General features: G+C 55.6%; 16 protein-coding genes and 1 pseudogene. 5 read left to right on the plus strand and 12 right to left on the minus strand.

Features of this window, described 5'->3' with window-relative positions; all coding sequences use genetic code 11:
- Positions 1 to 125 precede the first annotated feature (125 nt).
- Complete coding sequence (argA, locus tag F153LOC_RS07325) at positions 126 to 1,457, plus strand: amino-acid N-acetyltransferase (RefSeq protein WP_100779095.1); 1,332 nt, start codon at positions 126 to 128, stop codon at positions 1,455 to 1,457.
- A 50-nt stretch (positions 1,458 to 1,507) separates the two neighbouring features.
- Here argA and recD read toward each other — a convergent pair whose 3' ends face one another.
- The 12 genes from recD to rppH form a co-directional block, all read right to left on the minus strand.
- The gene (recD, locus tag F153LOC_RS07330; RefSeq protein WP_102104665.1) at positions 1,508 to 3,328 is read right to left on the minus strand and encodes an exodeoxyribonuclease V subunit alpha; all 1,821 of its coding nucleotides are present in this window, start codon (positions 3,326 to 3,328) and stop codon (positions 1,508 to 1,510) included.
- Positions 3,325 to 6,870, minus strand: coding sequence for an exodeoxyribonuclease V subunit beta (recB, locus tag F153LOC_RS07335; protein WP_102104666.1), 3,546 nt, complete (start codon positions 6,868 to 6,870; stop codon positions 3,325 to 3,327). Before recB ends, recD begins: the two co-directional genes overlap by 4 nt.
- Positions 6,867 to 9,749 carry a pitrilysin gene (gene ptrA, locus F153LOC_RS07340; protein ID WP_102104667.1) on the minus strand — a complete coding sequence of 961 codons (2,883 nt, stop codon included), beginning with the start codon at positions 9,747 to 9,749 and terminating at the stop codon, positions 6,867 to 6,869. Before ptrA ends, recB begins: the two co-directional genes overlap by 4 nt.
- A 140-nt stretch (positions 9,750 to 9,889) precedes the next feature.
- On the minus strand, positions 9,890 to 13,264 hold the full coding sequence (gene recC / locus F153LOC_RS07345) for an exodeoxyribonuclease V subunit gamma (protein WP_102104668.1): 3,375 nt from the start codon (positions 13,262 to 13,264) through the stop codon (positions 9,890 to 9,892).
- Positions 13,265 to 13,276: 12 nt separating this feature from the next.
- Positions 13,277 to 13,600, minus strand: a complete 324-nt coding sequence (locus tag F153LOC_RS07350; RefSeq protein ID WP_102104669.1) for a prepilin-type N-terminal cleavage/methylation domain-containing protein — start codon at positions 13,598 to 13,600, stop codon at positions 13,277 to 13,279.
- The gene (locus F153LOC_RS07355) at positions 13,585 to 13,986 is read right to left on the minus strand and encodes a DUF2509 family protein (RefSeq protein ID WP_102104670.1); all 402 of its coding nucleotides are present in this window, start codon (positions 13,984 to 13,986) and stop codon (positions 13,585 to 13,587) included. Before F153LOC_RS07355 ends, F153LOC_RS07350 begins: the two co-directional genes overlap by 16 nt.
- Entirely contained in the window at positions 13,983 to 14,546 is a 564-nt protein-coding gene (locus F153LOC_RS07360; RefSeq protein WP_102104671.1) for a prepilin peptidase-dependent protein, read from the minus strand. The genes F153LOC_RS07355 and F153LOC_RS07360 overlap by 4 nt, the downstream gene beginning before the upstream one ends.
- Positions 14,540 to 15,001, minus strand: a complete 462-nt coding sequence (locus F153LOC_RS07365) for a prepilin peptidase-dependent protein (RefSeq protein WP_102104672.1) — start codon at positions 14,999 to 15,001, stop codon at positions 14,540 to 14,542. The genes F153LOC_RS07360 and F153LOC_RS07365 overlap by 7 nt, the downstream gene beginning before the upstream one ends.
- 184 nt (positions 15,002 to 15,185) lie before the next feature.
- Positions 15,186 to 15,980 carry a thymidylate synthase gene (gene thyA / locus F153LOC_RS07370; RefSeq protein WP_102104673.1) on the minus strand — a complete coding sequence of 265 codons (795 nt, stop codon included), beginning with the start codon at positions 15,978 to 15,980 and terminating at the stop codon, positions 15,186 to 15,188.
- Between the two features lie 6 nt (positions 15,981 to 15,986).
- Positions 15,987 to 16,862 (minus strand): prolipoprotein diacylglyceryl transferase, encoded by an 876-nt coding sequence (gene lgt, locus F153LOC_RS07375; RefSeq protein ID WP_100779085.1) that lies wholly within the window; start codon positions 16,860 to 16,862, stop codon positions 15,987 to 15,989.
- 189 nt (positions 16,863 to 17,051) lie between these two features.
- On the minus strand, positions 17,052 to 19,298 hold the full coding sequence (gene ptsP / locus F153LOC_RS07380) for a phosphoenolpyruvate--protein phosphotransferase (protein WP_100779084.1): 2,247 nt from the start codon (positions 19,296 to 19,298) through the stop codon (positions 17,052 to 17,054).
- 12 nt (positions 19,299 to 19,310) lie between these two features.
- Positions 19,311 to 19,841, minus strand: coding sequence for an RNA pyrophosphohydrolase (rppH, locus tag F153LOC_RS07385; protein WP_100779083.1), 531 nt, complete (start codon positions 19,839 to 19,841; stop codon positions 19,311 to 19,313).
- Between the two features lie 454 nt (positions 19,842 to 20,295).
- On the opposite strand from rppH, the pseudogene F153LOC_RS21755 reads away from it, so the two are divergent.
- The 4 genes and pseudogenes from F153LOC_RS21755 to F153LOC_RS07400 form a co-directional block, all read left to right on the plus strand.
- Positions 20,296 to 20,373 (plus strand): annotated as a pseudogene (locus F153LOC_RS21755) (hypothetical protein); the annotation flags it as partial.
- Between the two features lie 152 nt (positions 20,374 to 20,525).
- A complete protein-coding gene (gene mutH / locus F153LOC_RS07390; RefSeq protein WP_100779082.1) occupies positions 20,526 to 21,212 on the plus strand; it encodes a DNA mismatch repair endonuclease MutH in 687 nt (228 codons plus the stop codon).
- A gap of 135 nt (positions 21,213 to 21,347) precedes the next feature.
- Positions 21,348 to 21,566 (plus strand): YgdI/YgdR family lipoprotein, encoded by a 219-nt coding sequence (locus tag F153LOC_RS07395; RefSeq protein ID WP_100779081.1) that lies wholly within the window; start codon positions 21,348 to 21,350, stop codon positions 21,564 to 21,566.
- A 133-nt stretch (positions 21,567 to 21,699) separates the two neighbouring features.
- Positions 21,700 to 22,740 (plus strand): NADP(H)-dependent aldo-keto reductase, encoded by a 1,041-nt coding sequence (locus tag F153LOC_RS07400; protein ID WP_102104674.1) that lies wholly within the window; start codon positions 21,700 to 21,702, stop codon positions 22,738 to 22,740.
- Positions 22,741 to 22,742: the final 2 nt, after the last annotated feature.

The raw sequence follows: 22,742 nt of genomic DNA on the forward strand, positions 1-22,742 counted from the left end.
CATGCAGTAAGGCACGCATCACTTAATTTTTTCTCTGGTTTACACTGAATTTAGGGTTGCGCGCGCGGCAATAATCGAATAAAAATACAGAAAATACGAATAAACATTCACTGAGGGGTTGTGCCGTGGTAAAGGAACGTAGAACCGAACTGGTCCAGGGATTCCGCCATTCTGTTCCCTACATCAATACCCATCGGGGAAAAACGTTTGTCATCATGTTGGGTGGCGAAGCCATCGAACACGAGAACTTTTCTAGTATTGTCAATGACATCGGTTTGCTGCACAGCCTCGGTATTCGCCTGGTGGTCGTCTACGGCGCGCGTCCCCAGATCGACGCCAATCTGGCCGCCCACCACCACGAGCCGATTTATCACAAGCACACCCGCGTGACTGATGCCAAAACCCTGGAGCTGGTTAAGCAAGCAGCCGGGCTTTTGCAGCTCGATATCACTGCGCGTCTGTCGATGAGCCTCAACAATACACCGCTTCAGGGCGCGCATATCAACGTGGTCAGCGGCAATTTTATTATTTCCCAGCCGTTGGGCGTGGATGATGGCGTGGATTATTGCCACAGCGGGCGTATCCGTCGTATCGACGAAGAGGCGATTCATCGCCAGCTCGATAACGGCGCGATTGTGCTGATGGGGCCGGTTGCCGTCTCCGTGACGGGCGAAAGTTTTAACCTCACCTCCGAAGAGGTGGCAACGCAGCTGGCGATCAAACTCAAAGCTGAGAAGATGATCGGTTTCTGCTCCTCGCAGGGCGTGTTTAACGAACAAGGGGATATCGTTTCGGAGCTTTTCCCGAACGAAGCCCAGGCGCGCGTCGAAGCGCTGGAAGCGGAAGGCGATTACCACTCCGGCACCGTGCGTTTCCTGCGCGGCGCGGTCAAAGCCTGTCGCAGCGGCGTGCGTCGCAGCCACCTGATCAGTTATCAGGAAGACGGCGCGCTGTTGCAGGAGCTGTTCTCGCGCGACGGTATTGGTACGCAGATTGTGATGGAGAGTGCGGAACAGATTCGTCGCGCCACGATCAACGATATTGGCGGGATTCTGGAGCTTATTCGGCCGCTGGAGCAGCAAGGGATTCTGGTCCGTCGCTCCCGCGAGCAACTGGAGATGGAGATCGACAAGTTCACCATCATCCAGCGCGACAACCTGACTATCGCCTGCGCGGCACTCTATCCCTTCCCGGAAGAGAAAATCGGTGAGATGGCCTGCGTGGCAGTGCATCCAGACTACCGCAGTTCCTCGCGCGGCGAAGTGCTGCTTGAGCGGGTCGCCGCCCAGGCACGTCAGATCGGCCTGAATAAATTATTTGTCCTGACCACCCGCAGCATTCACTGGTTCCAGGAACGCGGCTTTACACCGGTCGATATTGATTTGCTGCCGGAGAGTAAAAAAGAGATGTACAACTATCAGCGACGTTCGAAGGTGCTGATGGCGGACTTGAGTTAACCCCACAGGCCATGCGCTTCCCTCTCCCGAACAGAGAGGGAGCCAAACAATCAGGCAGATTCAAACACCGCGCTTAACCCGCTGCGCCGCTCGGTACGCGTCGTCACGGCCTGCGTCAGCACACGCTCGTCGGCATACAGCGACAGCCTTTTCCGCGCGCGGGTGATGGCGGTATACACCAGCTCGCGCGTCACTACCGGCGACATTTGCGCGGGCAGAATCAGCACCGCGTGATCAAATTCCGAACCCTGCGATTTGTGCACCGTCATCGCCCACGCCGTTTCGTGTTCCGGCAGACGGCTTGGCTGCACTGATTTCACGCTGCCATCGGGCATCTGGAACCAGACGCGCAGCCCCTGGCCGCGATCGAGTGCAATGCCGATATCACCGTTAAACAGTCCAAGGGCGCTGTCATTACGGGAGATCATCACCGGACGCCCCTCATACCAGCGGGAATGCGGCTGGCGGAAGATTTTCCGCTTCTGCGCTAACGCCAGCTCCAGCCGTTCATTCAGCCCGGTGACGCCAAACGGCCCTTCACGCAGCGCGCACAAAAGCTGATACTCACCGAAGGCCGCAATCACAGCTTCCGGTGCATCCTGTTGCTGCACGCTCAGAAGGAAACGCTGATAACCCTGCAATGCATCCTCGAGCATGGCGAGATACTCTTCGCCCGTCTGGAGTGGCTTTTTCTCAATGTCGTCAAATGTGCCGTTAAATACCGTTCTGATGGCCGCACGATCGCCGCGGTTAACGGCGGCGGCGAGCTGGCCGATACCGGAATCGCTGCCAAAACGGTAGCTTTTTTGCAACAGGCACAGGCTGTCGCGCAAGGCCCCCGCCCGTTCTTCTGTGTGCCCTTCAATCGGGCAGCCGGTCAGGTGCGATAATTCCTGCGCGCGCGCGAGGGTATAGCCTGCGCTGGCATAATTGCAGATATCCCCCAGCACGGCCCCCGCCTCAACCGAGGCCAGCTGATCGCGATCGCCCAGGAAAATCACGCGGGCGTGCGGCGGTAGCGCGTCGATCAGGCGCGACATCATCGTCAGATCGATCATCGAGGCTTCGTCGACCACCAGCACATCCAGGTGCAGCGGATTCCCTGCATGATAGCGCAGACGCTGGCTGCCCGGCTGGGCGCCAAGCAGGCGGTGCAGCGTGCTGGCCTCATTCGGGAACAGCTTGCGCTGGGCATCGTTCAACGGCAGTTTTTGCAGCGTGCCGCCCAGTGATTCCGTCAATCTTGCCGCCGCTTTGCCCGTGGGAGCAGCCAGCCGGATACGGCATTTCTGCTCGCCCGCCATCTGAATCAGCGCCGCCAGCAGTTTTGCGACGGTGGTGGTTTTCCCCGTCCCTGGCCCGCCAGAAATCACCGAAATGCGCCGCGTCAGGGCTACCGCCGCCGCCACTTTTTGCCAGTTCACCGTTTCTGAATCACCGAACAGGTCATTCAGGGTTTGAATCAGTGCAGTATCGTCATAGGGCAGCGGCTGATTGGAATCATTAAAGAAATGCGCAATCGCCAGCTCGTTACGCCACATGCGATTGAGATAGAGTCGGTCATGACACAGAATCAAGGGCGTCGGAATATCACCGTGACTGACGGCGTCAGAGCGCAGTAGCACGTCTTGCCAGTCCGTCGTTTCGCCGAGGAGGGCGAAACAGGCCTGCAGCGGAGCGGGCATTTTCTCATCCGGTACCAGGCGTGACAGGGGCAAGCACACATGGCCTTCACCGGCATCTTTACTGAGGATCGCGGCGGCCAGCATGACCGCAGCATTGTTATCCGCCACCATCATGGCAAACTGCGCGTCCAGAGGGCGCAGCGCACGCTGCTCTACCGCCTCTAGTAACCGCTCTTTCATTGTCATTGGGCCACCTCTTCCGTGCTTGCGGCAAACAGTCTGTCCATTTTATCAATCAACAACGGATCCGGGCGCGTGGTAAAGATCCCCGACTGCGGATCCCGGGCGTCAACGCCACGTAAAAACAGATAAATCACACCGCCGAAATGGTCTTCATAGTTGTAATCTGCGATGCGGTGGCGCAGGTAGCGGTGCAGCGCCAGGGTATAAAGTTGATACTGCAAATCATAGCGGTGCGACTGCATTGCGGCGGCCATTGCCTGGCGGGTATAGGCCTCGCTGTTTTCGCCCAGCCAGTTGGATTTGTAATCAAGCAGGTAGTAGCGCCCCTCATGGCGGAACACCAAATCGATAAAGCCTTTCAGCATCCCGCTCACCTGGCGGAAATTGAGCGCCGGGCTGTTCTTCGACAACGGATCATGCTCGCGAATAATCGCATCCAGTGCGGTCGCCGTGAGCGGCCCGGCAATCGGGAGATAGAACTCCATCTCAACCTGTTTTTCTTTTGCCGTGAGTTGGCTTAAGGAGATCCCCGAATCATTAAGCGGGGCCTGTAAAATCGCCGTGATCCACGCGGTAAGTACCGGCTGCCACTGGGCGTCGTACCCGCCTTTTTGCAACATCTCCAGCACCCACTCCGGTGATACCGGCTGCGTAAAATCGAGCGTTTCAAACAGGCTATGCAAAAATGTGCCTGGCGACGCACCGCGCGGGAACTGATGCGGTGTCAACTCGGGTTCTGCCGCCACCTCACCTACGCCCGACGCATCTACGTCGAGTTTGGGCATCAGATCCTGCGCAATGTTTTGTCCGTGCTGCTGTAGGCCGGAATAGCTGGTGACTCGCCAGTCGTCCACCAGCGCACGCGTAATCTGCCGCGCGCCTAAATCGGGCACCGATGGCTCTGGCATCTGCCAGCGGGAAAGATCGGGCTGGCCGGGGATCTGCAGGGCAATATTTTCATCACATAACGCGTCGAGACACTGGCGCAGCCCGGCGGCATCTTTTGGCTCACCCCTTTGAATCAGCCTCCCGAGCGCACTTTGATGGAAATCGCTCTCCCCCGCCTTCTCGCCGCGACGGCGGAACAGCGGCGCAACGCCCAGGCTGCAATGCCAGACGGAGCGCGTCAGGGCGACATACAGCAGGCGTAAATCTTCCGCCAGACGCTCCGCCTCGGCAAGCTCAATACTAGAATCGGCTTTGCTGAGATCGAGCACCGGCTCAAACGACACGCGATCGTGATAGAACGCCTGATCCTGCGCACGATAGTTGGCGATAAACGGCAGACAAACCAGCGGATATTCCAGCCCTTTTGATTTGTGGATCGTCACGATTTTCACCAGATGTTTGTCGCTTTCGAGACGCATCTGCTGACTGGCCGCATTGCTGTTAGGATCGGCGATATGCTGCGACAGCCAACGCACCAGCGCATGTTCGCTCTCAAGCTGCGATCCCGCTTCCTGTAAAAGCTCGCTGATGTGCAAAATGTCGGTCAGGCGGCGCTCACCGCCTGCGGTCGCCAGCATATTTTCAGCGACATGACGCTGAGCCATCAGTTCGCGCAGCATCGCCATGACGCCGCGTTTTTGCCAGCGCTCACGATAATGCGCAAACTCTTCAACTACCGCATCCCATGCGCTTTCGTCGTTATTCAGCGCATCAATATCACGCGCGTTAAGACCGAGCATTGAGCTTGCCAGCGCACTGCGCAACGTACTCTCCCGCTCAGGCGTCAGCACGGCCTGCAACAGCCATAGCATCTCCTGCGCTTCGAGCGTTTCAAACACGCTGTCGCGATTAGAGAGGTAAACAGAAGGGATCGCGAGCAGCGTGAGGGCATCGCGCACCAGCGACGCCTCCTGACGACTGCGCACCAGCACGGTAATGTCCGAGGCGCTGACCGCTTTAGCGGTGTTACCTTTCCATAGTAGCGCTTCGCCCTGCGCACCGGCGCTGAGCCAGTCGCGGATCTGCGCCGCGCACTGCTGCGCCATCACGTTCTGATAATCACTGACGCCACAGCCTTCGCCGTCCATCAGCCAAAAGTTCATCGCAGGCTGAACGTCGCCACGGAGCTCAAAGCGCAGTGCGCTGTTTTTCTCAGCCGACTTAACGGGCGAAAACGGAATTTCCTTGAACATGAAAGCCGCATCCATACGCTCAAAAAGCGTATTTACGCTCGCCACCATTCCAGGCGCGGAACGCCAGTTGGTGTCCAGCGTATAGTGCGCTTCGACCTCTCCGCGGGCTTTCATGTAGGTGAAGATATCCGCGCCGCGAAAGGCGTAGATAGCCTGTTTAGGATCGCCAATCAGCAACAGCGCCGTTTCGGGCTGTCTGCGCCAGATACGGCGGAAAATACGGTATTGCTGCGGGTCGGTATCCTGGAATTCATCGATCATTGCTACCGGGAAGCGGGCGCGGATCGCCGCTGCCAGCGCGTCGCCATTTTCACTGCCGAGTGCCGCATCCAGACGGCTTAGCATATCGTCGAAACCCAGCTCGCCACGACGACGTTTTTCACGCGCAACGGTTTCGCGGATCTCGGCCATGGCACGGGTGATCATCAGATCGTTAAGGGTCAGCGGCTGCGCCAGCAGTGTTTCTATCGCGACAAACAACGGATGTTCAGGGACGATACCGTCAGCTTTGGTGCGCTCCACCAGGAAGCTCTGAGAAAACTTCTCCAGCGCATCGGGCAGCTGATAGCTGCGCGTCTCTTCCTGCGCCCAGGCGCTGATTTTTTCGATCCATTTCGCCTGATTACCACGGTTAAATTTGCGGCGGTCAATGCCGGAATTTTCAAGAATGGCGTCGATATCGGCAACCGACTCGCACCATTTTTGCTTCAGGGCGGCTATCAGCGAAATAATTTTCTCGTGCCGTGCAGCCAGCGTTTCATCCGCAGGCGGCGGGGATTTTATCGCCGGTGCTTCGCCTTGCAGGTAGCGTTCGATAGCGCGTAAAAGTTCTTCCGGCCCTTTCCATAAGGCATGCACCGCTTCGGCGATATCACGCGGGAGCGGATAGCAATGACGACGCCAGAAGTCCGCGCACGCCCGATGACGCAGTTCGGATTCATCCTCAATGAGTTGCTGTTCAAAAAGCATGCCCGATTCAAACGCATTCAGGCTCAGCATGCGCTGGCAAAAACCGTGAATGGTAAAGACGGCGGCTTCGTCCATTTGACGCTCGGCCAGAAGCAGCCATTGAGCGGCCTGCTGCTTATCAGCAATCTCTTCAAGAAGACGAGCATAAAGTGGGTTGTCGGTAGTCTGGCGCAGGCAGGCGATGCGCAGTTCGTGTATGTTCGCACGAATACGTCCGCGCAGTTCGGCTGTCGCCGCTTCGGTGAAGGTCACCACCAGCAGTTGTTCCACGCTGAGCGGGCGCCCAAACGCAGCATTGCCGCCCAGTCCTAACAGAAGGCGCAGGTAGAGGGCGGCAATGGTGAAGGTTTTTCCCGTTCCCGCTGAGGCTTCAATCAATCGTTCGCCCTGTAGCGGCAAACGTAAGGGATCAAGGGACTCAGCGGTATCGGTCATTCTTTCTTACTCCAGGGCATCGATTTCTGCAGTGCGCTGACGCTCTCCCAGACTTTCCAGCCCTGCGGATTCACATAATCCACTTTCCCGTTCTGGCTGCCGGAAACCTGAGACAAGCATGCCATGCCTTGCGGCTTCACCACCGCCTGGTGGAAGAAGTCGGCAACCTTTTGAGGCGTCAGCAGTTTTATCTCGGCCACTACTTTATCACGTGAATCAAAGGTCATATTACCCTGATCGAAATCTTTGCTCAGCTGCGACGCCTCTTCGCCCAAGGTTTGCGGAGCCTGCTGCACCTGCGCGATTACGGCCTGCTGAATTTGAGCAAACTCTTCCGGCGTCATTTTGCGCAGTTTCTCTTCAGCCTGCGGGAAGAAGGCCTGATAACGCTGCCACAGATACGCGGGCTGTTTGTCGCTGCTCTGCAACAAGAAGCCCAGTCCCCACTGGCGACCCACGTTCATCGAGAACGCAAACACCGCGTAGCCAAGCTGCTCTTCGGTACGCAACTGATTGTAGAACCACGGCTGGATGATCTGCCCCAGCACCGCGCTGTAGGCGGAGCTGGCATACTCATCGTAGCCGGTCGGCACAAATACTGCGGCCAGCGCAGAATCCGTGCTGCTCCCCGCCTTTTCAAAGATCACATTCTGCTGTTTTTCCACCAGCACATTCTGGTTACGGCACCACTCATTGCCGTTGGCACCCAGCTGTTTGCGAACATTCTGCGCGAGAGTTTTAGCCTGATCTTCGCTCATGTTGCCGACAACCAGAAACTCGGGGCGCGAATGGGTTTTCAGGGCCGTCCGGTAATCCATCACCTCTTTCAGGGTGATTGACGGCAGCAACGCGCGGCGCGTTTCACGCTGGAAGTACGGAATTTGCGACAGCATCTGCACAGGCATAATCGCCTGCTCAAAAGCTTTGCCTTTTTCCGCCGAATCCATCATCTGCGCATACCAGGATTTGGCCTGCTCCAGCTGTTCTTCGGTCGCCGTATAGCTGAAATACCCCTCCAGCAGCGCCTGGAAAAGCTGCGGTAAACGCTGGGTGTAACCGTTAGCATTGACCATCAGCCCGTTGTTGGCGTTGGTGGAGAAACTGATCCCACCGACAGCCGCCTGATTGCTGAGCTGATCCAGGGCGATCCCCGCCAGATAGTCATTGAGCGCAAACATCACCTGGTTTTTGGCGCTGTCCATGGCCTGCGGATTGCGCAGTACCACGCTGACATCGGCTTTCGGCTCACTGGCAAAATAGCGGCTTGGGGTGTAAACCACACGTAATGTCGGTTCGTTAACGATCAGTTCCGGATGCGGGTATTCCTTTGCAGGCTTGATGAGCGTGAAATCGTCAGGAATGTACGGATTAAGTTCAGGCAATTTTAACGCAATCTGGCCGGACTCTTTCTGCCAGTCAGCGAAGGTTTGCGCGCTGATTTTATTCACCTGATACGGCGCATCGACAAAGTACGCGGTTTTGTTATGCGGCTCTTTCGGGCTGATATACCAGATGCGGGCGTTCTGCGGGGTCATCATCGCCAGGCGCGCTTTGATGGCATCGGCGTCATAGCGATCGGCAATGTTCACCGCATCCAGCGTATTTTCCACCGGAACGCGAATCATGGTGTCAGCCAGCCATTCAACATAGTCCATATCGCGGGTGATCGACGGGTAGCGGAAATCGAGATCCAGCACGTGGGCCAGTTCGTCAAAGTAACTTTTATCCACACCGTTATCGCGCAGCAACGACAGATAGCTGAAGATCGCCGCAACCACTTGATCGCGGTGCGCAAGGCCTTTGTCGGTCAGGGTTGCCGAGATCGCGAGAACACCGCTGTTGCCGTTGACGACAGGATCGGAATCAGCGCGGATCCCCTCTACCAGCCCCTGCTTTTGCAGCCAGTCAGAGAGCGTGCCCGGGCTGCGATTACCGATCAGATAGGTGAGGAGCTCATCCGTCTTACTGCGAAACTGCGCGGTATTGTTATCAATACGGAACTCGACACGCAGCACTTTACGCGGCATCGCAGGCACGTAGTGAATGATGATCCCTTTTTGCTCATCCGTGACCACTGGCGTGGTGATCTCCGGCTTTTCGATATTTTTATTCGGCACGCGACCATAGGTTTGTGCCGCAAGACGCGCCAGCTCCGGCAACGGTTTGTTGCTGTAAACTACCGCTTTCATCAGATTGGCGGAATAGTATTTATCACGAAAAGCGTGTAAGGCATCGAGAACCGGGCTGCCGGGTTTATCGCTCAGGGTTTCCAGGTTACCCCCTGAAAAACGCGAGCCTGGGTGCGCCGGGTTAATTGTTTCGGCACTGACCTGCGCCATGCGCATACCGTCTCGCGTGCGCGCCATGGTCAGTTCGGCATTGACGGCGTTACGCTCGCGATCGGCATACTTTTTATCCAGTAAAGGCGACGCGATGGCATCAGCGAGACGGTCAACCGCCCCTTCCAGCGCATCATTTTCGACTTCAAGATAGAACGCAGTGCGATAAGGTGCCGTACTGGCATTGTGGCTGCCACCGTGCATTTTGAGGAATTCAGAGAGGCTATCCGGCTGCGGATATTTTTTGGACCCCATCAGCGTCATGTGTTCAAGGTAATGGGCAAGACCAGGATGCGAATCGGGGTCTTCCAGCGAACCGACGGGTACGACCAGCGCAGAGAGCGATTTAATCGCCTGCGGATCGGAGACCAGCAGCACAGTCATCCCGTTATCAAGACGAATAGCCTGATACTGGCGGGTGTCTTTTTCGCTCTTATGGATTTTTTCCTGAACGGGCTGCCAACCGGTATCTGCCTGAGTGAGGGGTGCCCAGAGGGCGACAAACAAAACAAACGCTTTTAACAAGGTGCTGCCTGGCATTCACTACCTCTTCATCACGGCTACATCATTAACAATTTGCGTGCTGGGCACGCCAGCATCTCTTTATGTTGGTACATCAGTCCGTGACAAGATGGGCATAATAAATGAACGCTTTCCTCTGCGCAATTTTTATACAATCATCAGGACTGATTATATTTAAACAAAGGTAACAGATAGCGTTGAGCCTCTTGCGTAATGGCGTCGAAGTACTCCGGCTCAAGGGTTCTCCATAACCGCTGATACCAGACATCATCACCCTCTCCGCGCACCATCATATTTCCTTCATACGCCTGTAAAAACTTGCTGCGCGCTTTTTGCAGCGAGGCGTCATCCGTTAACATGGCATCATTCTGCGCGTCGTAACAGGCTTTTATCCACGCCCCCCCACTTTCTGGCAGCAACAGCAGCGGCTTGTTCATTCCCTGGCGATAGCCCTCGATATAGGGTTCGAGACAGGCCAGAGCCTGATCGGACGCCATTGGTGGGAAGCGCCATTCGCCGTCCTTACGGACGAATAAACGGCTTTCACCTTCGTTACCGCCCGCACAGTAGACAAGATGTTCGAGCCAGAGTTGCAAACCTTGTGACACACTGAGCATGGCAGGACGCCAGCGCAGTAGCCCGTCCGGCTGCACCTGCTGTAGCCAGCCCGTGAGCTGAATACCGTTGCAGGTCAGATCGATTTCAAGGCTTTTTCCCGGCTGACGGAATTCAATAACGCGGTCGGCCAGAGCCTGCATCTCCTGACGCTGCATATCCCAGGCGATCTCCCCGAAGGCGCCATACGGGAGCTGGCCTGCGGCCCGATAGCGACGAAACAGCGTTTGTGCATTTTCCTCTTCAACCAGCGCATTAAGCAGCTGTTGATTCAGCTGATAGCGGCTTAATCCATTGAGGGTGAAAGGTTCTGCATCAGGGATCTCGCTCTCTTCGGAGCGGAAATTCACCTGCAACCGCTGCTGGAAAAACGCGCGTACCGGGTGCGCCCAAAACCGTTGCAACTGCTCAAAAGTGAGCGTCTCAAGCAAACGAGGCTCAAGCTCCTTAATGAAATCCGTATGGGCTTGCCCCTCTTTCCTCGCAGCGGGCAGCCATTCGCGGGCATAGCTTTGCTGTTCGTTATCGACGTAGTTAGCCGGATCGAACGGCATGCGGGTGTGGAGACAGGTGATGTGAGCTTTTACCCGCTGTTCGCTTTCGTCGCAATTACGCGCCTCATCACCCGGTAGATAGTGGCTTTGCCCAATGTAATCGACCAGTTCCTGCACCAGTACTGACGGGAAGCGCTCGCTGTTATCCTGAATGGAATGCCCGATATAGCTGATATAGAGCTTTTGTTGGGCCGAAATCAACGCCTCGAGGAAGAGGTAACGGTCATCGTCACGTCGGCTACGGTCACCACGCTTCGGCTGCTGGCTCATCAGATCAAAGCCCAGCGGCGCCAAAGCACGCGGATAGATACCATCGTTCATTCCGAGCAGGCAAACCACCTTAAACGGAATCGAACGCATTGGCATCAGCGTACAAATATTGACGGGACCAGCAAGGAAGCGCTGGCTAATACGTTCCTGATCCAGGCGCTGCGTCAGTTCATCGCGTAGCAAGGAGAGCGGAATAGCCTCGCCATAATGAGATGAAATACCTTCGTCGATAATGGCCTGCCACTGCTGTTCGATAAGCGCCATCGCCGCTTCGGTGTCCGTGTCGGGCAGGAAGAAATCATTCAACATTTCCCGGCACAGTGGCTGCCATTCCTCCAGTGTGCGAGACTGCATCAGCTCGCGCCGCCAGCGATTTAGCTGCATTAACAGTGAAGCCAGATGGCCGACCAGTTCGGCAATCAGCCCTGAGGATTCATCGTAAGGCAGAACCTCATTCCACTCCCCCTGATGGCTCTCCATTGCATAGCCCAGTAGCATACGCGTCAGGCCGAACTGCCAGGTGTGCTGCCCCGTCGGCGGGAGTTCGAACTCCTGGACGTTATCATCGTCGATCCCCCAGCGAACACCCGATTCATTGACCCACTGGCGCAGATAGCGCAGCCCCTCTTCGTCGATGTCGAAGCGAGCAGCCAGCACCGGAACATCCAGCAGCGCCAGCACATCTTCCGAAATAAAGCGGCTATCGGGCAGAGCAAGCAGACTGATAAACGCCTGCAAAGCGGGATGCGACTGGCGCGCCCGGCGGTCGGAAACGGCATAAGGCAGATATCGCTCGCCGGTGGCGCTACCGAATACCGCCTGAATAAACGGGCTATAGCTGTCGATATCCGCCACCATGACCACAATATCGCGCGGCGTCAGTTCAGGATCGTCCTGCAACATCGCCAGCAGCTTGTCATGAAGCACTTCAACTTCGCGCTGCGGGCTATGACACACATGTACGGTAACGCTGCGATCCTCTGGATCCAGTTTTCGCTTCTTATCGCTGCGGGCAAACTCTTCGGCTGTGATCCCCGCGATGGCGCGGTTCTCCAGCTCGAGAATATCCAGTTGCACGTTATGCAGCAGGCTGTCAGGAGTGATCTCCGCAAAGGCATCCACATCGCCTTCGCCGGACGAGGTGATATCGGACAGCATGTGAATGTAGTCACGCCCCAATTTTCCCCAGGAGGCCAGCAGCGGATTCGGTAAGTTTTGAATGCCTTCTTCATCAAAGAGCTGCGCGGCATTGTCGCTGTCTTTGAAGAGCGGGATCGCACGCTCTTCAAAGATCCGCCGCCGTTGGCGAGCAACGAGACGGGCGAGCCATTTAGGGTCCTGAATATCCCCCCAGTAATGGCGACACGGGTTGGTGAACAGAATGTGGATATCGACATGCTTGCCCAGGGCTTTTAGCGCGCTCAGGTAAACAGGTGGCAGAGCGGAAATCCCGCATATAAAGACGCGCGACGGCAACCCGGCAGGCGGTTCAGAGGCCTTTTCGAGGGTTGAGATAAACCGCTCGTAAAGGTTGGCACGGTGCCACTGCGGCTGACCCAGTTTTTCGGTGTGTTCCACCAGCGCTTTCCACAGCGGGGCCTGCCAGATTTGCGCCTCAGGCAGGCCGTCAATCAGCGCACCTTTTTCCCAGGACGTCAGCCATTCCGGGCGATAGACCAGATACTGGTCATACAGATCCGCCGTCCGCGAGGCCAGCTGGAACAGTTTACGTTTGTCGGTATCATCGCTCAGGTAGTGGCGCAGCATGGCGAACGCATCGCTCGCCAGCATATCCGGCAGCAGCGACATTAGCTTCCAGCTCATGCTTTGCTTATTGAATTCGCTTTTTTTGGGGATGTCCGGCAGGACGCGAACAAACATCTCCCAGATAAAACTCGCCGGAAGCGGGAACTCGATATTTGCCGCAATACCGAATTTTTGCGCCAGGGACATTTGCAACCACTGAGCCATACCGGTGCTTTGCACCAGCACCATTTCTGGCTCAAAGGGATCGGCAGGATGCTCGCGCTCGACGATAAACTCCATCAATGCTTCCAGCACATCCAGACGATTTGAGTGGTAGACCCGTAACATAGACGCTCCCGACTACTGACTAAGCGGGCAATGCAGGCGTGTCATCTGACCCTGCCGCCCCAAAGGCGAAATTATAGTGACCGAGATGCTGACACATCCAGCCTGCATTGTCTGCCCCCTGTTTATCCGCCAGCCATCCGGTAATGTCCCCTGTGACAGCTGGGTCTGGCTCCAGGCAGAGTGCCAGAGCTGGCGATACTGATTGAAAGCTGTAAATCGCGCTGCCAGCGCCCGATGATAGCCAGACAGCGCAGTAATGACGATAACCAGCAGCATCATCGCTAACAGCACTTCCACCATACTAAATCCCTTTTGCCGGGCTAAGGTAGCTGACACAGTGCGCTCTCCTTCAATGGACAAAAATCGCTCCAGCCATGGCGGGAGAACACCACTCGCCCGTCCTGGATTATCCCGCCGCGCCACAGCAGCAGCTCACCACTCCCCGCAATAAGCAGGACGCGATTGTCTTCAGTGACGCGCAGACAGACTCGCCCTTGTAGCCCTTTTTTGCACTGAATACCTGGCCCCACCGGCCAGAGCTGGCTTTTGCCCCACTCCAGCGCCGACTGGACGTTGGCCTGCTGTAAAATCAGCTGCCGCTCACGGCTCACCATCCGCGTAAAAGCATCGAGCTGCAGATTAAGGCCGGTCAGGGTCAGGCTGCCGATCACAAGGAGCAACAGGACCAGCGCAAGCGATGACATCCCCCGCTGACGTTTCACAGATTAAATCCTGTGACACGATGTGTGACCTGTATTGGCTCGGCGTGTGGATGTGTTGTGGAAACAGCCAGCTCGATACTTAGCTCAGGCGCAAAGCCAGTGTGTTCAATTTTGCTCACCAGGAAGTGAGTCACCAACACACGTTCAGGTTCGGTCAACTTCTCCCAGCCTTTTCCTTCGCAGCTTGTGGCTCCCCGCTGGGTTTCAAGTGCGCCAGCTTCCAGGCGAAACCCTGTTTGCTCCGCCTCTGTCGAGGGGGCATTCTCCCAGCCCCCATTGCTGTTGGCATCCCATTGCACAATGACACAGCGCCCTGCCCTACCCATTGTCAACGCGGGCCCCTGACAAGAGCCGTTGCAGTATCCGGCCCTTTGCAGCTGCTTGCCGATAGCCGTGGCTCTGAGCCAGACCTCTTCTTCTAGCTCCTGCTGTTGCTCTTGCTTGAGAATGGCTCGCTGTAACGCCGGCATAAAACGCGCGGTACTCAGCAGCAAAATACTGCTAATTGCCATTGCGATGAGTACCTCGGTCAGCGAGAAGCCGCGCTGGTTTTTCAACATGTTCCCTTCCCTGTGCTGTTGCACATCCTGATACGCCCGGTGTTCGACACGATAACCAGCCATTCTCCCGCTGGGCTTTTGATGCGTATCCTCCCGGGCCAGGCGGTATCGCGTAATCCATAAAACGCCAGGGATTTCGTCAGTTCTGCAATCGTGACTTCCGGCCATGGCAAATTGAGGACCAGCCCGCTCTGAGTCTGGCAGTCCGCACTTTTCGTCGTCGCAAGACATGCCTTTTCGCCGTCCTTATTCACCACGATGAGATGATCCCGGTTATAACCGTTCGCATCGTTGCGAAGCTGTACCAGGTAGTCACGTACCTGATGGGCGGTTTGCCACAGGCGTTGCTGTTGCTGCCAACTCTGCCAGCCCGACAGCCCTGTGGCGCTGAGAATGACAACAAGGGAAATTGCCACCATGGTTTCGATAAGCGTAAAGCCGCGTTGTTTTTTCATGCCCGGAGTGTGGAGGGAAGCGCACAGAAAAACGACAGCAGAAAGTGAAGATTACGAGGCGCTTTCCTGTGAAAATCATCCGTTGCATTGCGTTGCAAAAACGCTGGAAAGCCGCTCGTAAAGGTGAAATCTGGGCAAAAAAAACCGGCGCTAAAGAGCACCGGTTGTGTCAGGATTTGATCTATCAGATAGCGACAGGGGCTTTGATACCAGGGTGGGGATCGTAGCCTTCAATCTCGAAATCGTCGAAGCGATAGTCAAAGATGGATTCCGGCTTACGCTTGATAACCAGCTTCGGCAGTGCGCGCGGTTCGCGAGTCAGCTGCAGGTGCGTTTGTTCCATGTGATTGCTGTACAGGTGCGTATCGCCACCGGTCCAGACAAAATCACCGACTTCAAGGTCGCACTGCTGCGCCATCATATGAACCAGTAATGCATAGCTGGCGATGTTGAACGGCAGACCGAGGAACACGTCGCAAGAGCGCTGATAGAGCTGGCAGGACAGTTTGCCGTCAGCGACATAGAACTGGAAGAAGGCGTGGCAAGGCGCCAGCGCCATTTTGTCCAGTTCTCCGACGTTCCAGGCTGAGACGATAATGCGACGTGAATCGGGATCGTTTTTCAGCTGGTTTAGCACGGTCGCAATCTGGTCAATGTGGCGGCCATCTGGCGTTGGCCACGCGCGCCACTGTTTGCCGTAGACCGGGCCGAGGTCGCCGTTCTCATCTGCCCATTCATCCCAAATCGAGACGTTGTTTTCGTGCAGATAGGCCACGTTGGTATCGCCTTGCAGGAACCAAAGCAGTTCATGAATGATCGAGCGCAAATGGCAGCGCTTGGTCGTCACCAGCGGAAAACCTTCCTGCAGGTTAAAGCGCATCTGGTGGCCAAAAATAGAGAGCGTTCCGGTGCCGGTGCGATCGTTTTTTGGCGTGCCCTCGTCGAGCACTTTTTTCATCAATTCAAGATACTGTTTCATGGTTCCTCAGGAAAGCTGTTGCTGTGGACGACGACGATACGCCCAAATCATCATTATGATACCCGCGACAATCATCGGGATGGAGAGAATCTGCCCCATGCTGATGTACTGTACCCATTCACCGGTGAATTGCTGATCCGGCTGGCGGAAGAATTCAACGATGATTCGGAACGCACCATAACCAATCAGGAACAGCCCGGAGACGGAACCCATTGGACGCGGCTTGCGGATAAAGAGATTCAGAATGATAAACAGCACCACACCCTCAAGCGCCAGCTCATACAGCTGAGACATGTGGCGCGGCAGTGAGCCGTAGGTGTCGAAGATAGACTGCCACTCTGGGTGGGAAGGCAGCAGCGCAAGGTCTTCCGCACGTGAGTTCGGGAACAGCATCGTAAAGGAGACACTCGGATCGACACGACCCCACAGTTCTCCGTTAATGAAGTTGCCGAGACGACCCGCGCCGAGGCCAAACGGGATCAGTGGGGCAATAAAATCAGCCACCTGGAAGAAGTTGCGTTTGGTGCGTTTGGCGAAGATGACCATCACCAGAATCACACCTATCAGACCGCCGTGGAAGGACATGCCTCCGTCCCAGACGCGGAACAGGTAAAGCGGATCGTTCAGGAAAATCGGGAAGTTGTAGAACAGCACATAGCCGATACGCCCACCGAGGAATACCCCGAGGAACCCGGCATAGAGCAGGTTTTCAACTTCGTTTTTCGTCCATCCGCTGCCCGGACGACTGGCGCGACGACCCGCAAGCCACATGGCAAAGATGAAGCCGACCAGGTACATAAGACCGTACCAGTGAAGCGCAACGGGACCGATTGAGAAAATGACCGGATCAAATTCCGGAAAATGCAGATAACCACTGTTCATCTGTCACCACAAGATGTTGTTATTCCGCTGAAAGTGGACAGCGAAAAATAAGCGCGCGCAGGGTTAACCCACGCTCCAAAGTTGCGAATCATAGCACAAGGCAGGCGCGGAGGATGCGCCTGAGATGTAAAAGATGTGTATAGAGAATGGAGCAGAGTGTCGCTCCATTCGTGTAGGGAATGGGAAAGTTTAGCGACCACCGCGGATCAAACCGCCCATGCCGCGACGCTCCATAAAGGCCGCGACCTGGTGACGGACTTCCGTCGCCAGCTGTGCCTCAAGGCTGCGTTTTGCCAGTTCCTGAGCATCTTCGATTTCGATGTGGCGCAGCAGATATTTCACACGCGCCACCGAGCGACCGTTCATCGACAGATGACGGAAGCCAAGACCGATCAGGATCGCCACACACATGGAATCCCCTGCCATTTCACCGCACAGGCGCAGGTCGATTCCGTACAATTCGGCGTCACGCGCAATCATCGCCAGCGCACGCAGCATCGCCGGGTGCAGGCTGTCGTAAATGCTCGCGACGCGCGTATTGTTACGATCCACCGCCAAAATGTACTGAGTCAGATCGTTCGTACCGACCGAGATGAAATCCACACGGTTGGCCAGCTGTGGCAGCATAAAGACCATCGATGGGACTTCAAGCATCACGCCGAGGCGCGGTTTGGGAATCGCATAACCGATCATCTCTTCCACTTCGCGGCCAGCACGTTCGATCAAGCGACGCGCTTCGTCGACTTCGTCCAGACTGGTCACCATCGGCAGAAGAATGCTGAGATTTCCCGTGGCCGCGTTAGCACGCAGCATGGCGCGTACCTGCACCAGGAAAATCTCCGGCTGATCGAGCGTAATGCGGATCCCACGCCAGCCAAGGCACGGGTTTTCTTCACTGATGGGCATGTACGGCAGCTGTTTATCCGCGCCAACATCCAGCGTTCGCAGGGTGACGGGCTTGTCGTTAAACATCTGCAACATTCCCTGATACTGCGCCACCTGCTCCTCTTCGGAAGGGAAGCCGCTTTGCAACATGAACGGAATTTCAGTGCGGTACAGGCCAATGCCGTCGATGCGGCTGCCGAGCTTCTCTTCGTGCGCCGGGCTAAGGCCCGCGTTGAGCATCACCTTAACCCGCTCGCCGCTTTTCAACTGCGCGGGCAGATCGACGTCATCTTCCGCCAGGCGGCTTAATTCATTTTCTTCACTGATTAATCGCTGATATTCCTGCAGCAGAACCGGCTCAGGATCGACCAGCAGCTCACCGCGATAACCGTCGACCACCAGGGTGCGGCGTTGCAGCACCGAAGGCTGAATATCCGCGCCCATGACGGTGGGAATACCCAGCGCGCGCACCATAATGGCCGCGTGGGAGTTGGCTGCGCCATCGCGCACCACGACGCCTGCCAGTCGGTCATGCGGCAGTTCGGCGAGAGTGGTAGCCGATAGTTCATCGGCGACCAGCACAAAGCGTTTCGGCCAGGCATTTTCGCCCTGAATAGTGTCGTCGAGATGGAACAGCAGACGCTGGCCCAGACTTCGTAGATCGCCCGCACGCTCTTTCAGATAACCGTCTGTCAGGGAGGCAAACTGCTCGGCGAACCGTTCGATGACCTTTTTCACCGCCCATTCCGCCACCGATCCTTTGTCTACTTCGGCGAAGAGTTCGCGGCGCAAGCGCGCATCGGAAAGCAGGTGGGAATAAAGATCAAAAATCGCTGCCGTCTCTTTCTGCGCCCCTGCGGCAAAACGCTTACTGTAGCGACGGAATTCGTTGGAGGCCTCTTCCAGCGCACCGGTCAGACGTTCGCGTTCAAGGGCAGCGTCCAGCGTTGAGGCTTCGTACACCTGCTCCATGAGCGGCAGCGTGGCGTCCATCCACCCTTCGGCGATGGCCACGCCCGGCGATGCGGGCAGTGCACGGATACGCGTCTGGCGATACTGGCCAAACAGTGCGGCTAACTGAGACTGGGAGAGGATTGCGGCCATTTGCGTGGCCAGCGTCACGAGGAATGACTCCTCGCTTTCGTCAAACTGGCGAAGCTCACGCTGCTGCACCACCAGTATCCCAAGAAGCTGGCGGCGCTGAATGATAGGGACACCTAAAAACGCGCGAAAACGCTCTTCCTTGACGGAAGGGATGTATTTAAAGCTGGGGTGTTTTTGCGCATCGGCGAGGTTGATGGGTTCCGCCAGCCGTCCAACAAGGCCAACGATCCCTTCATCAAAGGCGAGCGCAACGGTGCGACCACGCGGTTTTTTCAACCCACGTGTCGCCATCAGGTAATAACAGCGTCGATCGTGGTCGGCCAGATACACCGAACAGACTTCGGTTTCCATCGCAAGACAGATGTCGGTCACCAGAATGTCCAGCGCCTCATTGAGGCGCGGAGCACTGGCAACCTTTTCGACTATTTCTCGCAAGCGGGTGAGCATGATGTGCGTTGCTTAACCTCTTTTACGTCGCCAGGCAGGTGGGCTTTGCGGTTTAGGAGGGGCCTCCTGAAACGCAATCACCACACTTGCAAACTCTTTCATCACCCTGCGGTAAACGTCGCGCTTAAAGGACACGACCTGACGAACGGGATACCAGTAGCTCACCCAACGCCAGCCATCGAACTCTGGCGTACTGCTGGTTTGCATATTGATTTCCGAGTCGTTGCTCACCAATTGCAGAAGAAACCACTTTTGTTTCTGGCCGATACAAACCGGCTTTGTGTCCCAACGCACCAAACGTTTCGGTAACTTGTAACGCAACCAGTTGCGGGTCGAAGCCAGGATGCGAACATCTTTTCGGCTTAAGCCGACTTCTTCGAACAGCTCCCGATACATCGCTTGTTCTGGGGACTCTCCTGGATTGATCCCGCCTTGCGGGAATTGCCAGGAGTGCTGACCATACCGTCTTGCCCACATAACCTGGCCCTGACGATTACAAATTACGATACCTACATTCGGGCGGTAGCCATCGTCATCAATCACCGGACTACCTCAAACTAAACCTTATATATGATCGATTGTTTCATACTCCTGTGAGGCGGTAAACCACTCTCTTGCAGGGCTGCGAACGAATAACATTTGAATAACTCACAATTTTCACTCAAGTTATAAACAGATGACGGACGCAAAGGGCCATTTTATTCACTTTTTCTGTGGATATAGTTGTGAAGAAGTATGGAATTACCGCTGGACAACATTGCGGGAAGGAAATCACCTCGCAATCTCACTGCTGAATAAATCACTATATTTCATAAAGTTAACGGGTAATGCCTGTGAATAATACGCCATAACGTGACGATCATCACATGAGAGATCCGCGTGCTGATGAAAGATCGAACAGCGTCGGTTTTATCCACAGATTGTGCCAATAACTTAGACACTATTTGTGTGAAAATTCGATTTTCGTCGCACGTCAAGGCTGTAAATTGAAACAGTAGTGAGGGTTATTCCCACTTATCCCACTTTTCTGTGGATAACATGGTGTAAGATCCTGTTCATTGTCAGTGACCAGTTTTGAACAACCCGATTTTACCCTTTTTATCCGGCAGTGGATTTGTCTTAAAAATGCTGATAAATCATAAGCCTGCCATATCGCCAAAGAAATAGTTAAACTCTATCCACAAGGTCTGCTTTTACGGTTCATTTTTTAATCAAAGGTTTAACGTTATGCTTCCGCTCCTTCCACTCACCTCCCCTCCGGCCACTGAAGCGCAGTTATTGCAGCAGGCGCAGCGCGTCGCGGGCTACTCGCTCGGCGAACTGGCGGCCATGGCGGGCTTGCCGATTCCTGCGGATCTGAAACGGGATAAAGGCTGGATCGGTGTGTTGCTGGAGCGCTGGCTTGGCGCAAGCGCGGGCAGTAAACCCGAGCAGGATTTTGCCGCTCTCGGGGTGGAGCTTAAAACCATCCCCATTGATCGCCAGGGAAAACCACTGGAAACCACCTTTGTCTGCGTTGCACCGCTCACCGGAAATACGGGTGTGACCTGGGAAATGAGCCACGTACGCCATAAGCTCAAGCGCGTGCTGTGGGTGCCCATCGAAGGTGACAGGGCAATTCCCCTTGCAGATCGCCGCGTGGGTGCGCCACTGCTTTGGAGCCCAAACGAAGAGGAAGAGCGGCAGCTTTCGCAGGACTGGGAGGAGCTAATGGATATGATCGTGCTGGGTCAGGTCGAGCGGATTACCGCGCGTCATGGCGAGGTGATGCAGTTACGCCCGAAAGCCGCTAACAGCAAGGCGCTGACCGAAGCGATTGGCGCTCAGGGAGAACCGATCCTGACGCTGCCGCGCGGCTTCTATTTAAAGAAGAACTTCACCGGTGCTCTGCTGGCTCGTCACTTTTTCGCTTAAACGCGGTTTTTAGCCGAAGTTTGAACTGAATCAAACACATTCACCTGATGTTTAAGATTTTACTGCTTCCTCCTGACGCTTTCTCAGGTTATTACTACACTATGATGTGATACGAGCCAGGTGAGGATGATAACGATGAAAAAATGGGCAGTGATAATCTCAGCGGTGGGTTTAGCGTTTGCGGTTTCAGGTTGTAGTAGTGATTACGTTATGGCGACAAAAGACGGTCGAATGATACTGACTGACGGCAAACCTGAAGTCGACGACGATACCGGTCTTGTAAGCTACAACGATCAGCAGGGCAATAAGATGCAGATCAATCGCGACGAAGTTTCACAAATCATCGAAAGATAAACAGTTAAAGGTCAGTTGCTTACTGGCCTTTTTGATTTTTTTCTTCCCCTTTTGCTCCCCCTCTGCCATGTTTATAGTCCTTCGTCGGGGAGAGTCCTGACGCCGTCAATTTACACAGTATAGGAAGCCGGCTATGCATTATCACCGTATCCCCCACAGCACTCTGGAGATCAGCCAACTGGGGTTGGGCACGATGACATTCGGTGAACAAAACAGCGAAGCCGATGCCCATGCGCAACTCGATTACGCCGTCAGCCAGGGGATCAACCTGATTGATGTGGCCGAAATGTATCCGGTGCCTCCGCGCCCGGAAACCCAGGGATTGACCGAAACCTACGTTGGCAACTGGCTGGCGAAAAACGGCAATCGCGAAAAGCTGGTGCTGGCGTCGAAAGTCAGCGGCCCGTCGCGCAATAACGACGCGGGTATTCGTCCGAATCAGATTCTGGATCGCAAAAATATCCGCGCCGCGCTGGATGCCAGCCTGAAGCGCCTGCAGACCGACTATCTCGATTTATACCAGGTTCACTGGCCTCAGCGCCCGACCAACTGCTTCGGTAAACTGGGCTATACCTGGAGCGACAGCGCGCCGGTGGTGACCCTGCTCGAAACCCTGGAAGCTCTGACCGAGTGTCAGCGCGCCGGTAAGATCCGCTACATTGGCGTCTCGAACGAAACGGCGTTCGGCGTGATGCGCTATCTGCATCTGGCCGATAAGCACGATTTGCCGCGCATTGTGACCATTCAGAACCCTTACAGCCTGGTTAACCGCAGTTATGAAGTGGGTCTGGCGGAAGTGACGCAGTATGAAGGCGTTGAGCTGCTGGCTTATTCCTGCCTCGGCTTCGGGACGTTGACCGGTAAATACCTCAACGGCGCAAAACCTGCCGGGGCACGTAATACCCTGTTCAGCCGTTTTACCCGCTACAGCGGTGAGCAAACGCAGAAAGCCGTTGCGGCGTATGTTGATATCGCGAAACGTCACGGTCTGGACCCTGCACAAATGGCATTAGCCTTTGTGCGTCGTCAGCCGTTCGTGGCCAGCACCCTGCTGGGTGCCACCACAATGGAACAGTTGAAAACGAACATCGACAGTTTCCATCTGGAGTTGAGCGAAGAGGTGCTGGCGGAGATTGAGGCGGTGCATCAGGTTTACACCTATCCGGCACCGTAACG

The organism is Lelliottia sp. F153 (assembly GCF_002870005.1).
Classification (GTDB): domain Bacteria; phylum Pseudomonadota; class Gammaproteobacteria; order Enterobacterales; family Enterobacteriaceae; genus Enterobacter; species Enterobacter nimipressuralis.

Coding starts and splice junctions, on each gene's coding strand:
- recD (WP_102104665.1), bottom strand. CDS start 3,328: ATGACAATGAAAGAGCGGTTACTAGAGGCGGTAGAGCAGCGTGCGCTG.
- recB (WP_102104666.1), bottom strand. CDS start 6,870: ATGACCGATACCGCTGAGTCCCTTGATCCCTTACGTTTGCCGCTACAG.
- ptrA (WP_102104667.1), bottom strand. CDS start 9,749: ATGCCAGGCAGCACCTTGTTAAAAGCGTTTGTTTTGTTTGTCGCCCTC.
- recC (WP_102104668.1), bottom strand. CDS start 13,264: ATGTTACGGGTCTACCACTCAAATCGTCTGGATGTGCTGGAAGCATTG.
- F153LOC_RS07360 (WP_102104671.1), bottom strand. CDS start 14,546: ATGTTGAAAAACCAGCGCGGCTTCTCGCTGACCGAGGTACTCATCGCA.
- F153LOC_RS07365 (WP_102104672.1), bottom strand. CDS start 15,001: ATGAAAAAACAACGCGGCTTTACGCTTATCGAAACCATGGTGGCAATT.
- thyA (WP_102104673.1), bottom strand. CDS start 15,980: ATGAAACAGTATCTTGAATTGATGAAAAAAGTGCTCGACGAGGGCACG.
- lgt (WP_100779085.1), bottom strand. CDS start 16,862: ATGAACAGTGGTTATCTGCATTTTCCGGAATTTGATCCGGTCATTTTC.
- ptsP (WP_100779084.1), bottom strand. CDS start 19,298: ATGCTCACCCGCTTGCGAGAAATAGTCGAAAAGGTTGCCAGTGCTCCG.
- mutH (WP_100779082.1), top strand. CDS start 20,526: ATGCTTCCGCTCCTTCCACTCACCTCCCCTCCGGCCACTGAAGCGCAG.
- F153LOC_RS07395 (WP_100779081.1), top strand. CDS start 21,348: ATGAAAAAATGGGCAGTGATAATCTCAGCGGTGGGTTTAGCGTTTGCG.
- F153LOC_RS07400 (WP_102104674.1), top strand. CDS start 21,700: ATGCATTATCACCGTATCCCCCACAGCACTCTGGAGATCAGCCAACTG.